The sequence below is a fragment of the Prevotella sp. P5-50 genome, assembly GCF_002251295.1.
Lineage (GTDB): Bacteria > Bacteroidota > Bacteroidia > Bacteroidales > Bacteroidaceae > Prevotella.
This window is the reverse complement of the sequence record NZ_NPJA01000011.1, coordinates 90,659-103,638: the sequence shown is the minus strand read 5'-3', so window position 1 is coordinate 103,638 and position 12,980 is coordinate 90,659. Positions and strand designations below refer to the sequence as shown.

Sequence of the window (12,980 nt, the reverse complement as noted above, 5' to 3'; positions counted from 1 at the left end):
CATATTAAATATTTTTGTAACTATTTGATTTTCACCTATAAAGGTACAAAATATTTATGAGACTACCAGCTTTTTTATAAACTATTTCTTATCCCGAACCGGGGTAATCTTTAATTGTTTCATAATGCGGTATAATGTTTTGATGTTGGTCGCAAAATTATGAAAATAAAACTATTGAGGCTTCCTTTTTTATAGATATAACAACAGCATCTGACCACGCGCGAAGAAGGGACTATGTTAAAATAAGGCAATCTTGATAACCGAAATTTGCCCATCTGCCCTTTTCTTTGTATTTTTGTACCAATTATAAAATCTGTGAGTTATGACAACAATAGAATGTAATGAGGAAAAATATGCGTTAAACTTAAATCCCAATCAGGTTTTCATCTTTATCAACGAAAAGACGAAGCCTTACTTGGAACAGTTCAAAGAGATGCAGAGGAAAAGTAAGACCTACGATATTGTCTTATTGCCGTATGAGCCGTCTTCTGCCCATCAGTCAGTGGATGATTCTGTAGATCCGCAGCTCTACAACCTCATTACTCACTCGGATGTTGTTGCGAGGGTGATGCCAATGAAATTGGGCGATTACCGCTATATGACAGAAACTTTCTTTAAGGGGGAAAACTATGACTTTGACTATATGAATTACAAGCTGGAACAATTTATGGCAGGTCTCCGCTCCAGAAAAAGTCAAAGTTATGTGAATACTATCAGGCGTTTTTTCCAATACGGCAACCAGGAGTTTTGTGATTTTGTCATGAGTATATTCAATGGCAATCTAAAGGAATTAATAGACATGTCAAACCATTTTACCCACATGACTTGCACGGGTGATATTAATGTTGCCCAACAATTTATCAGGTGTTTTGTAAACAAACTAAATGGACCGCAAAAAGATCAACTTAACATCATTATTAAGGATACGCTTGATTACAACAGCTTGAAAGAATCGGAAGCTATATTCACTGACTTTATTCACACCGAGTTTGACAATGACGAGCCTGAATTGCAAGACTTTGAAAAAAAACATGTTAAGAATATCACTCCACCTAACTTCAATATAGTTGTCAAGCCAACGAAAAAGAAGAAACAAGCTGATGCTAATGGCGACTATGACATACTGGTTGTCAAGGATAACGGAGAGAGCTTTCCTTTGAATTTTGGCTATCGCGGAGATAAGATGTTTTATCTGCTAACGCTTCTCTGCCAAAAGGCCGTGGGGGGACTACCCACAAAGTTTTTCTCGTTCAACTCCTCCCAATTGGTTATCAAACAAATCTATGATGAGGTATTCAGATCAGGCGGTGATGTGTGGGTGGATACGATGTCGAGAGACTCACATAAGATATCTGTAAGCAGGACTCATGCCCAAGATGCCATTGAAAAGAGAAGTTCTATGGACTTGAAATCTGTTTATTGGTGTAGCTTAGAGACAAAAGCGTTGGATATAGGTCCTAAGAAGAAAAAAATCAGTATTCGTCGAGTAAGAATCCCTGATCATAGAATTATCATCGATGACAATGATTTGCTGACGCGATATCTGAGAGGCCTGCCTTCCCTGGAACAGATAGTTGGTTATGTTACCCCGAACGCTGCCAAGGTTATGGAGCTCAACCTCCATATGCCAAGAGGGCGGTTTAACTATAGGTGAGATGAAGGAAATTGGCTTTTTGCTCTTTTTGACTTAACGGAAGCAGGGAGAAAAAAACTATTATAATTCGCACCCGATGCGTTATACGTATAAAAATCCCGTCTGGTTCGGAATAGATTCGTATCTTTGCAGCGAGATTTTTAATTAATAATAGTTTAAAATGAAAGAAGAACAGAAAAGACCAAGACCAACTGTAGATCAACTGAATGAGATTGAACAACTGAAAGCGAAACTGCATGACGCACACCTACTTTCCGATGACGCTCGCGACGAAGCCAAAGAGCGGCTGGACAAGCTCTTCTCGTCTTACGACTGGACCAACTACAAGTTTACAGACCCTGCCACCGGCAAGAAAGGGGTTAAGAATGCTGTAGGACAGATTCTGGTTCCGGCAGACTATGAAGATTTTACTTTCGTGGGCGACCGCTACCTCTTCGACTATCCCACGCTAGGCGCCAAGAAAGACGGGAAGTATGGCATCGTTGCTGCCGACGGTTCTGACCATGTCTTCACCGATTTCCGTTTCGATGCGCTCGTCTGCTATCCCTACGCAACGATGTATCAGGCTTATTGGGACGGTATGAAGGATAAGTTTGGTCTTGTCACTGGCAACGGTACGGTGCTTGTCCCTAACGTGCTTACAGCATGCCACGAGCCATGGAACGATTTCGTCCTCCTTGAGGGTGACGGAAAATACGGCGCTCTCGATCTCAACACCTTAAAGGTCGTGGTGCCGGAGTACGACAAGGTTGATCTGGACGACAACGAAGAGGTGGTATTCCACAAAGACGGCGTCGAGGGCTATATCGTCGAAGATACTGGCGAGTTTGTTCCCAAAGACAAAATAGAAGACGACGAGGAATATGTTGACGTTTATGTTTACAACACTTATGACAATGATATGTTTTAATAAAATTATACAGTTATGTCTAGACAAACATTAAAAGACCGTAACAACCATGTTTTGGGTTACATCGACGTAGAATCAAGCGGACGCCAGTGTCTGCGCAACAGCAACTTTCATGTCATTGGCTATTATGACCCTGGACGCAACCAGACCCTCGACGCCACTTTCCATGTGGTCGGCAATGGTAACATTCTGACAACTCTCCTTTAGAATAAGGAGAACTGTCAGGAAACGGACTTGCGAGGTTCAGGCGGCTGGATCGCTGACCAAGCACCAGCGAGGGGAGTATATTGCTCCCCTCGCCTTTTTTGATGCATGCCCGTTGGCATTTCTCAGCTGACGGGCAGCCCAGCGGTTTTATTTTTCGTCGTACAAGGGACCTCTGCGCATTTGCATCTTGATGTGTTTGCCGTCAACATCACCCTCCCAGACCCTGTAGCCTTTGGTGATATTTTCCCAACACTCGATAATATCAGGAAGGAAAATAAGGACTAATACGAAGCCACCGCAACATATCAGGAGGATTGTTTTCAATGCCCCTAATATGCCGTCAGACTTATAGTCTTCGACGATCTTCTCTATAGCGATTTTTATCAACGCTCCTACGAGAAATACGATTCCGGCAATAAGTGCCAGGATCATTGCTATGCACACTATGAACAAAGCGATCATAAAGGGCCAAAGCAGACATTTGGCTATAAACTCAAGAACTATCACAACCACACTTTCAAGCAATAAATTCATCATCATCTTTCTTGTTTTTTTGATTATGATACAAAAGTACGATTTGTTTTCTAACCAGACGGGGAATTTATACCTATAACCCATCAGGGGCTCTGACGGACTCGTCAAAACAAAAAGAGCGAACCATACTGGTCCGCTCATAATGGTTACCGTTGAAATGTGATGTCTTCGCCTGATCATCAGGCAGGGGGCAGCGGTTCAAAGCCTCTGCTTTACGGTTATGAATCGGTTATGCATTTGATATCTCCACCATACTGCGCCCCTCACCTTTCTTGATCACCTGTATCTTCACAGGGATACGCTCTTCGAGCTCTTCACGGTGAGAGATGATGCCCACACGGCGATTCGTCTGTCCTGCTATCTCCTGAAGCTTTTCGAGCGTCTGCATCACAGAGTCGAGGCTCTTCTCGTCAAGGGTGCCGAAGCCTTCGTCAATGAAGAGGATGTTGACGTTCATGTCGGGCCGATTGAGCGAGGACAATGCCAGCGAGAGTGCCAGGGATATCATGAAGCGCTCGCCTCCGGAGAGGACGGTGGCGCTACGCACCTGATTCTTGTTGTAACGGTCCAGCACAAGGATGCTCAGCTGCTCGTTGTCTTCACTGCAGGTGAGCCGGTAGCGGTCGGTTATCTGTTCCAGATAGATGTTGGCATTGTTGAGCAGCGGACGCAGAATATAGGTCTGCACCAGTGTGCGGAATCGGGTGCCTCCGAATATGCGGTTCAGATTATCCCAGCGTGCGAAACGCTGCTTAGCAGCTTCCAGTTCCAACTCAATCTCTTTCAGTTTCTTAATGTTGGTCTGATGGGTTTCAAGTTGGCTTCTGGTCTGTGCTATCTTAGACAGAATCTCGTCGCGGAGCGTATTGGCGGCAGCCTTCTGCCCTTCCAGTTGTTGCCTGTCGGGCAGTTCGGAACGACTGCCGACGTGAAGTGCCGCAAGGGCATCGTCGATTTGCTTTTGGGCATCGCCGATGGCATCGTTGCGCGACTTCAACTGGGCGTCGGTATCGCCGACAAACTTTCGGGCGGCAGCCACCTGATGCTCTTTGTCCATCAGCGCAAACAGCGCCTCTGCCGTCTTGCCAGTCTCTTGATAGAAGCTGTTGAGCGCATGGCAGGAACCCTCTATCGTCTGTCTGCACTCTTTGCATTTCGAAGTGAGTGTTGACACTCTGCCCATCAACGCAGTCCACTCGGCGCTGATATCACGGCAGGAATAGGACTGAGGCTGCTCCGCAATCTGCCAGTCTGGACACGACAGAATGATATTGTCGCAAATCTTTGAGATTGCATCAATCAGCGTGCAAACCTGGTTGCACTTTGCAGTATCGTCGGACAACTGTTTCTGATGGGCAGTATATTCCCTGGAATCTTCTTCCAGTTTCTTGCAAGTGGCATCGGTATTTGCCTGCCAGTCATCGGCATAGCCGGAGAGCAGTTTACCTATCTCTGTCTTGGCAAGCTCACAGTTCTGAAGTATCGCAGCGTGCTCCATCTTCAAGCGTTTAATCGCCTCTGCATTGGTCTTTACATCGTTCTCTGCTTTGGCCTTCACCTTCTCGGCATTGATCTTGGCAGCATCAAGGGGTTTCTTCTCCTGGAAGAGTTTGTTGATCTCTTTTTGCAGCCGTTCAACGTCTCTCTGTGAGGCCTTCTGCCTTTCGATGTCAGCGAGCACACCTGTAAGCGCATGCGCAATCTGCGGAGTGAGCAGTTGGGTGATGTCCAGATCCATCTCTGTTGCCATGACCTCCATACTGTGACGGTCGTCTTTGATTTTTTGGTCAGCCCTCGCCAGTTGCTGCTCTTTCCCCTGCAGTGCTCCGTATAACTTGAGATACGCATCTCTGGACCCGTCGCGCCGTTGCGTTGCAGCCACAAGTGCGGCAGCCGCCTTTTCCTGCTCTTGTTCAAGAGGAGTCAGAATACCTTTGAAATCGTCTTCGAGGTGGCTATAGTCAATCTTGTTTCCACAAAGCGGACAGATCTCTGTGTGTTCGTCGTGCAGGCGATGACGCAAGTGGACAATGGTGTCGCTTACGCTCATCTTCATGGTTGTCAGATGCTTGTCAGCCAACTCTGATTCGGTTTTCTTCGTCTGGAAGTCTGATTCAGCTTTTTCCTTATCCTCTTGAAGCCTTGCCAATTCTGCTTTTCCTGCCTTCATCTCATTTCTGAGTTCATCGGCTTCTTTTTGGTTGGCCGACAAGGTGTCGTAAAGTTTGCGAAGGTCTTCAAGAGAGCGCTTTTTAGCTTCCGACCGACTAAGTTGGTCGTTGATCTGCTGTGGGTTGAGGGCTGCGCATTGCCTATTCAGCCGCTCTATCTCTTCCTCTTTAGCTTTAACGGCCCTGTCTGCCTCCGTTGCCTGTTTTGCAGCCTCTTCGTCTGCCTTTTTGAGAAGTTCTGTCTTTACATTCTCTTCCTGAATAGAGCGGTCTGTCTCAGCGGCCTTCTCCAGATTGGAAAGATACTGATCTATTTTCAATTTTATCTCGCCAGCCTTGGCAAACAGCGCGTCGTATTGCCTGTGCAGGTCTATCCACTCTTGTGTCTTACTGATGGAATCATTCAGTACTTTCAGTTGGTTTCGTCTGGCGACGAGATCAGCAGAAAGTTTCAAAAAAAGGTTGTGCGAAGCCTCAAGTTCACCTCTGACCGCCTGTTCTTCACGCTCCGCTCTTTGGAGACTGACAAGAGTCTGACGCTGGTCAGAGGTAGCATCCCAGTCTGTGAAGAGACCTCTGTTCCGCTGATATTCCTCGCCAGCCACGATGTTTTCCAGACATTGTTTCTTCTGTCGGGCTTCCTCCTGTATCTTCTCGTTTTGCAACACCTGATCAATCAGCTTCAGCTTGTTTTCCTGCTGTTTGATCTTCTGTTCCAGTGCTTCCTGCTGTTGCAGGTCAGCCTGTTGGTCTTTGGTCAACTGTTCCACCTCCTCGTCACTCAATGTGTGAGGTTTCTCTGTGTCGTATTGAGTCTGTATGGTGGTCTGCGCTGCCTTGGCTTTGTCGAAGATGCTCTTGATGGCTTCACCATAGGCAGTGAAGTGCTGCGTGTTGGTCAGCTGCTCCAGGATATCCTCACGTTCTTTTTTGTCTCCTGTAAGAAAGTTGGCAAACTGCCCCTGTGCAAGCATCGCCATGCGTCCAAACTGTTGGAAGTTGAGTCCAACAGCATTTTCAATGGTTTGTTCGTCAGCTTTGGTCCAGTCGTCACCGTCCGTCTTTACATGCCAGACGGGAGTGTTGTGCTTGATGATATAATGGCCTTCCGCGTCCTTTTTTCTGCTCTTTACCATTCCCAATGTAAGACGGGCATGATAGATTTTGCCGTCATTGCCTTCGAAGACCACTTCACTATAGCACTCGTCTTTCTCGGAGATGCCCAGACGAGTGTACTGTTCAAGACTGTTGATGTTAAGACTTTCTCCCTCATTGTCGGTATATGAGTTCAGTTTCTTATTGGCAGTATTATCTATTCGCGGGGTGGTCTTATAGAGAGCCATCGAAATACTGTCAAGTATAACGGATTTGCCAGCTCCCGTATCACCTGCAATCAGGAAGATAGAGGCAGGAGTGTCTGTCACGGCATCGTTGAGTCCGTGCTCAAAGTCAATGTCGGCACGCTCGATAGAGGCGATATTACGGATATGCAGTTCTTTCAATCTCATGGCTGTACGGATTTTGTTTTCTGACGTTTCTTCTCCTGTTTCTCTTCACTCAAAAGCAGCATTTCTGCCTTCACCTCTTCAAAGGCCTGACGAACATCGTCAAGGTCAAGGTTTGGATATTGGTTTAATGTGCGCTCGATAAACACCATAGGGTCGGTCATCTGTTGCAACTCAGCTACCTCAAAGACCAGTTTCTCCTTTTCCGATGCATCATCAGCGCTCACACCAGTCCACAACATCTTTGGGTTGTAACGCCACTCTTCATCGTAAGGAAGGAGCGCATCATAGACCATCTGGCCGAAATTAGACGGCAGGCCTGTATTCACGTCGAAACGGAAACGGATATAGCCACGTTGGCCTTCTGCAACAAATGCTTTTATGGCGTCCAAGGCTTCATCTGCCGAAGTGAAGGATGTGCCGTCTGAAGGGAGAACATGGAAATGGCGCAGTTCATCAATGCGAAGCTGGCGGATCTGTACCCTACCCTGATGTTGGTCAATGTCCACAAGACTGACCGTATGCGGATAGGCCTCATCACAACTGACATGAAGGGCACTGCCGGAATAGCGGATGACAGGGGCATGATAGCACACCTCGTCGCTCATTGCATCCTCCAGATGACCGATGGTCTGGGGTTTATGAATATGTCCCAAGGCCAGATAGTCGAAACCGCTCCCCATCGCATCAGAATCAATGGTGCGCAAAGTGCCGATGTCAAAGCCATGACCAGTGATGTCGAGTCCAGTGACGGCTTGGTGAGCCATCATCACTACAGGCAGGCCAAGCGTATTGTCCTCCGTCACCTTGTCGAGTATGGACTGGATGATGCCTTTGCGTTCACCTGCCATATAGGGAAGTGCAACCACATAGCCATGATCAAGCTTGATAATGTATTGATGCTGCCAACCGTCAGCCTGCTCCAAACTGTCAACAGCAGGAGGTGTGCCTATCAGGTGTGCATTGGCCAGTTTCCAGACCGAGCTGTCTGCCTGGATGCGTGAAGCGGAGTCGTGGTTGCCCGCTGTGATGACGATGTGCATCTGAGGACATACCTGATGCAGATGGACGAAATAGTCGGTAAAAGCTTTCTTGACTGTGGCAGACGGTTGCTGAATGTCGAACACGTCGCCACTCACAAGCAAAGCGTCTGGCTTTTCTTCCTCGCACCATTGTTCCAGCTGATGGAAGAAGTGGCGATGTTCATCACTCCGGTCGTAGTTCTGGTAGATGACCTGCCCCAAATGCAGGTCGGCTGTATGCAGTATCTTCATTCGGTCGTAAATAAGTGAAATATTTCCGCAAAGTTAGCAAAAACTCTGCTGTATCATAGCATTCATGCTGAATTATTACGTTTTTTTTACTATTATATAAGATTTGCCCCATAATGGTTTTGAATCATTCCTTAACTTTTCCGACTCAGCATCCGAAGCAGCATCATCTGGTATTGAAGCAGCGGTATAGATTTTGTTTTTATTCAAGTCTTTTACCAATACCGTTTCCTGTCGCAGTTTTCGAGCTATCATCGCTGCAATGGTCAGCAAAGATTTGCTTGAGAGGCCGTTTATTTCAATGGCTATTGATTTTTCATTATACACGTTTCCCTTGTCACCGATGTATTTGCCTTTAAAGTAATGCCCGACACTGAATGCACCGATGCAATTTTCTTCTTTGTTGTCAAATATCTTCACAACACCTTGAAGTATAGAATCTTTTTGAGGGTGGTATTTAAAGACTGTTATCAGTCGCTTTATCTTATGAGACAACTGATTATCGTCCACTTCAGCAGCATTTATATCGGTAGGAAACACAATGACACCACCTCTGTATCTTTCCTGCTCATATTGGAGATCATGAACCTCTTCGTCTAAAACAAAACTGCTTGCATTTGTTTTACATTCACAAATAAAGTAGCCACGCTGATAATGAGAGCCGTTAGGCATATCTTTCCCCTCAGGATGAAAATAACGCACCTCTTTCCATGATGGTCCAACAAGAGTGCTTCCCACACTTTTCTTTATAATCTCTGCCAATCTCTTTCCTGCTATTTTCATAATTTTCATATATTATTTTATCAAAAATGTCAAAAGCTTTCAACAAACACAATCTATCTTATCTGATAACGATATATCCGCCATTGGCGAAAAGGGAGCCACCAATGGTTCGGACTGAACGAGGAATGGAGAGTTTAATATAGTGACGACAAGAATAAAATGCGAAATCCTCTATTTCCTCCACTCCGTCAGGCACTTCATAATAAGGCTCGTTAAATGTGCAACGACAGAACTTCAGAACCTTTCCATCTTCAGAATATGCCACTCCCTTGTCATCAACAACGAAGGGGTCATCATCCTCATCGTCAACTTCATCAAGACTTCCGTCGTCATGCGTATCCCACTCCATCACTTCAGGGTATTTCGGCAATGAGTCTTCGTTAAAACCAACGGGACACATAATATTATACAAGCTGACAGACTGATAATCAAGGGCATAAATGAGTCCTGCCATATCGTATAGATCTGTGACACGGATACGCACACGTGGGGTTTCTTCTGAAACCACTTCGAAACCGCTGAGCAGATAAAAAATCGCACACTCAAAGCAGAATTTCTCCAGCCGTTCAGGAGTTGGATTTTCTATAGTATAAGAGAGTTCGATGAGGGTGACTTGACCATTGACAAGTTCGTAGGATAATTGGGGAGTAACCTGGATTTCCTCCCCAAAGTCATGACGGTAAGATACTGTGAGTTTATTATCCACTCTTTCGTGGATTGCCTCTGACAAATTGGGATCTTCATATTTTCCGTCTATGAGTCCCTGAGGGCTGACAAGCTTCTTCATACTTATATAGTATTTATATTATTGTTTATGATGTAAAACCTATGCGACGGGCGTTTTTGTTGACGAGGAGTTCTGCACGACAGTAGTCTTCAATCTCACCCAAAGAGGCGAATTTGCCAGAGAGGATGTAGTCAACGGTGCGTTTGCGGGCAATATTCTCGATCTGACCGCCTGAAAAATCGAAATGAGAGGCCAACTGGTGAGCATCATCTGCACTGATGTCCTTCAGCATGGAGCGCCAAATCTTGGTTTTCACCTCCGTATTTGGCTTATGGAACTCCATTTTGTAGAGAAAACGACGCTCAAAAGCCTTATCGAGATTGCTTGTCAGGTTGGTGGTGGCAATGAGGATACCGTCGAGGGCTTCGATCTCCTGCAGAATGATATTCTGCATGGCATTGTCCATCTTATCGACAGAGTGCTCCACATTCTCAGTACGCTTGTTGATAATGGCATCGGCCTCGTTGAAGAACAGAATGGGCATTACCTCACTGGTATGACACAGTCTGCGATAATGGGTAAACACCTCCTTAATGTTCTTTTCGCTCTCTCCGACCCACTTATCGCGCAGTCCGGCAATGTCCACCTGCATGAGATCGCGTCCCGTCTGACGGGCAATCTGAAGGACGGTCTCGGTCTTTCCTGTACCAGGAGCGCCATAAAACAGGCAGGCAAAGCCCTTACGCATACCCTGCTCCTCAAGTCGCTTCTGAATAGTAGGCAAGCTCTCAGTGCTGAGCAGTTGGGTAAGACGGTCTATCTGCTTCTGATCAGAAATATTGAAAAACAACGATTTCTCCTTGATTGTCGCATGTCCCTTCAGAAAACGGTCAGCAGATTTCATATTTCTGCATCTTGAGTGACTGGGGGTATAAGCAGAAAGGAGTTCGGTCTTTGCCTTACGTGTGAGCATATACTGGTTTGTATCGGCCTGGCCCTCATCACATTTATGCTCTACATAACCGCATTGGATGAGAGGATGAGTCCCTTTAGTAAGTTCCTCACGCATGAAGTCACATTCATACTCATCAGGATAAAGACTATCGATGGTCTGTAAGGTAAGTCCCTCACTGTCAGATCCTTCCCACTGAGCATAATCAACAACGATCAACAGCAGAAGCGACTGGACATGAATATTATTAAACCTCAGAACCTCACGACAGAGAGGAAGATGCGAATTCGCCTTGGCAAATTCAAGCATCCATTCCTCATCATCCTCAAATGAAGCACGGGGGTCGTTGATATTCTTTCCAACATGTCTCTCCAGCCGATCAACAAACTGTTGTTCGGTGAAACCATCAATCTTCTCTGGGACAAAGGACTTATTATGACGGAGAGCCGTGACGACACCACGCACCAAGACAAGCCCCTCATGAACACCATAAAGATCACGGACGTCTTTACGAACGGCCCAGCGCTTGGTCACCAATCCTTCAATCTCCTCAGAATATACCATGACAGACAATCGGGAGCAGCCGAGATAGTCGCTCATGTCTTTCCAGGACATCGGTTCTCCTGACTCGACGAGCATTGCCAGAGCAACAATCTGAATATTGGTTAAGTCCAACTCCTTATTGAGGAAAGCCAATGGATTCTTAACAGACTCCCAAAATTCGTCAGACAATTGAGAGTGCTGAGCCATGTCGAGAATTCTATCGAGTGCTGTGATGACGGTCCAAGTGTCAGGTTCCTTATACTTGTCCATAGTCTCCTCTGGGAAATCTCCATGACCTCCGATTTCTGATTTAAGTCTGCGTGCCGGTTTCTTTCTAATAGCCATATCAAACAATTTTTAATATTCTGGTGCAAAGATAGGAAATATATTCAATACTCCCCTTTCATTTATACCTATAACAACTGAGTACTGTCTTATGCTACAAGCCTTAAACGACGACCCTCGGTATGCACAATATCAAGGAAACAGCGCTTTTGTCGGTCGTTCAAATGATACTTACGAGCAAAGTCAGAAGCGGTGAATCCCTTATCCATCATGGAAAGGTAATCGTCCAACATCTCACCTGCGCCCTGCCAATGGGTGTCAAGCCTCATCTTTAGCGCAAAGAGAGAATCGTCATAGCGGAGTTGCCAGTCAGGCTGAACATTTGAAGGCGAAGCCAGACTGTTCATCAGACTATATGAGTCATCCTTATCAGAATTTATTGGTTCGTCCAAGGACAGGGTAGCACTCTTGTGTTTGAAGTGGTTGTATGCCACCTTCTGTATCTCGCTCTCGATGTCCCATTTTGCAAAGCTTATGAAACGAACTCCCCTGTTAGCATCAAACTTGTCTGCTGCTTTTGTAATGCCCAACGAGCCTGCCATGATAAGGTCTTCGAAGGATGTGCCAGAGGCAAGATACTTCTTGGCAACAGTCACCACATAGCGCAGATTGGCAAGGACGAACTTGTCACGAGCCTGTTTGTTGCCCTGACGCATGAGAAGCCAAAGGTCGTATTCCTGTTTGTTAGTAAGGGGCTGTGATTTTCTGATGTCCTTAAGGAACATGTCAACACAACTGTTGCTGCGGTCGGTAAATGTAATGTTTCTGCCGTTCTGATACATGGTGTGATAATAATTAAAGATTAGACATTTGGTTACGAAGCGAACTGGCAAGGATGACTGTGCCACCCTGTGCCACGAATGGGATAAGTACCTTTCCGTCGTGCGACTGCGGACGGTCAATGGCAAAGTCTGAGGCATGAGGTGTAGCCTGGCGGATGGCATTGCGCGATTGGGCGATATAATGACTGAAGAAGTGGTCGAAATCGGTACTTTCGACTGTCTTCACCAGAGCATCACTATCCTTGAAATAGAGCAAGCTGTAGAGTTGTTGCAGTTCCTTATAGTTGTTGGCAGCTGCCATACGACGCTGATAGCCTTGTGGGTGGAGTAAGGTGTAAATATAAACAAGACGCGAATATCGGTCATGAAATTTCACCTCAGTCTCCTGACCGTTCTCATTAATAAACAGTACGTCGTAACGACACCTGCTACTGTTGGCGACACTGGGTCTGACTTCAACCGCAACAGGACGAGGAATCAACTGCTGGTCTGCGGCCATGTATTCAGTTAGACGCTGCTTCATCTCGTCTGTTGTCATTGCGTCAATCGTTTTCTTAATCTCCTCTATCATGAATTCATTTTTATTAATATGTATC

At 45.9% G+C, this 12,980-nt stretch carries 11 protein-coding genes; 3 read left to right on the top strand and 8 right to left on the bottom strand.

Annotation, left to right across the window (positions count from 1 at the left end):
* Positions 1–322: 322 nt before the first annotated feature.
* From CIK88_RS01720 to CIK88_RS01710, 3 genes are all read left to right on the top strand, one after another.
* The gene (locus CIK88_RS01720) at positions 323–1,654 is read left to right on the top strand and encodes a hypothetical protein (protein WP_094434107.1); all 1,332 of its coding nucleotides are present in this window, start codon (positions 323–325) and stop codon (positions 1,652–1,654) included.
* Between the two features lie 160 nt (positions 1,655–1,814).
* Positions 1,815–2,564 carry a hypothetical protein gene (locus CIK88_RS01715; protein ID WP_094434105.1) on the top strand — a complete coding sequence of 250 codons (750 nt, stop codon included), beginning with the start codon at positions 1,815–1,817 and terminating at the stop codon, positions 2,562–2,564.
* Positions 2,565–2,579: 15 nt separating this feature from the next.
* A complete protein-coding gene (locus tag CIK88_RS01710; RefSeq protein WP_094391428.1) occupies positions 2,580–2,771 on the top strand; it encodes a hypothetical protein in 192 nt (63 codons plus the stop codon).
* A gap of 147 nt (positions 2,772–2,918) precedes the next feature.
* Here CIK88_RS01710 and CIK88_RS01705 read toward each other — a convergent pair whose 3' ends face one another.
* The 8 genes from CIK88_RS01705 to CIK88_RS12330 all read right to left on the bottom strand — a co-directional run bounded on the left by CIK88_RS01705 (position 2,919) and on the right by CIK88_RS12330 (position 12,955).
* Positions 2,919–3,311: a hypothetical protein gene (locus tag CIK88_RS01705; RefSeq protein WP_144269563.1), complete on the bottom strand. Its 393-nt coding sequence runs from the start codon at positions 3,309–3,311 to the stop codon at positions 2,919–2,921.
* A 223-nt stretch (positions 3,312–3,534) separates the two neighbouring features.
* Positions 3,535–6,984 (bottom strand): AAA family ATPase, encoded by a 3,450-nt coding sequence (locus CIK88_RS01700; protein WP_094434101.1) that lies wholly within the window; start codon positions 6,982–6,984, stop codon positions 3,535–3,537.
* Positions 6,981–8,255, bottom strand: a complete 1,275-nt coding sequence (locus CIK88_RS01695) for an exonuclease SbcCD subunit D (protein ID WP_094434099.1) — start codon at positions 8,253–8,255, stop codon at positions 6,981–6,983. Before CIK88_RS01695 ends, CIK88_RS01700 begins: the two co-directional genes overlap by 4 nt.
* Before the next feature lie 75 nt (positions 8,256–8,330).
* Positions 8,331–9,035, bottom strand: coding sequence for a hypothetical protein (locus CIK88_RS01690; protein WP_144269562.1), 705 nt, complete (start codon positions 9,033–9,035; stop codon positions 8,331–8,333).
* Positions 9,036–9,093: 58 nt separating this feature from the next.
* Entirely contained in the window at positions 9,094–9,822 is a 729-nt protein-coding gene (locus tag CIK88_RS01685; protein ID WP_094434095.1) for a leucine-rich repeat protein, read from the bottom strand.
* 25 nt (positions 9,823–9,847) lie between these two features.
* Entirely contained in the window at positions 9,848–11,602 is a 1,755-nt protein-coding gene (locus CIK88_RS01680; RefSeq protein WP_094434093.1) for an ATP-binding protein, read from the bottom strand.
* A gap of 89 nt (positions 11,603–11,691) precedes the next feature.
* Positions 11,692–12,384: a sigma factor gene (locus CIK88_RS01675; protein ID WP_158214623.1), complete on the bottom strand. Its 693-nt coding sequence runs from the start codon at positions 12,382–12,384 to the stop codon at positions 11,692–11,694.
* Between the two features lie 13 nt (positions 12,385–12,397).
* The gene (locus CIK88_RS12330; RefSeq protein ID WP_158214622.1) at positions 12,398–12,955 is read right to left on the bottom strand and encodes a hypothetical protein; all 558 of its coding nucleotides are present in this window, start codon (positions 12,953–12,955) and stop codon (positions 12,398–12,400) included.
* Positions 12,956–12,980: the final 25 nt, after the last annotated feature.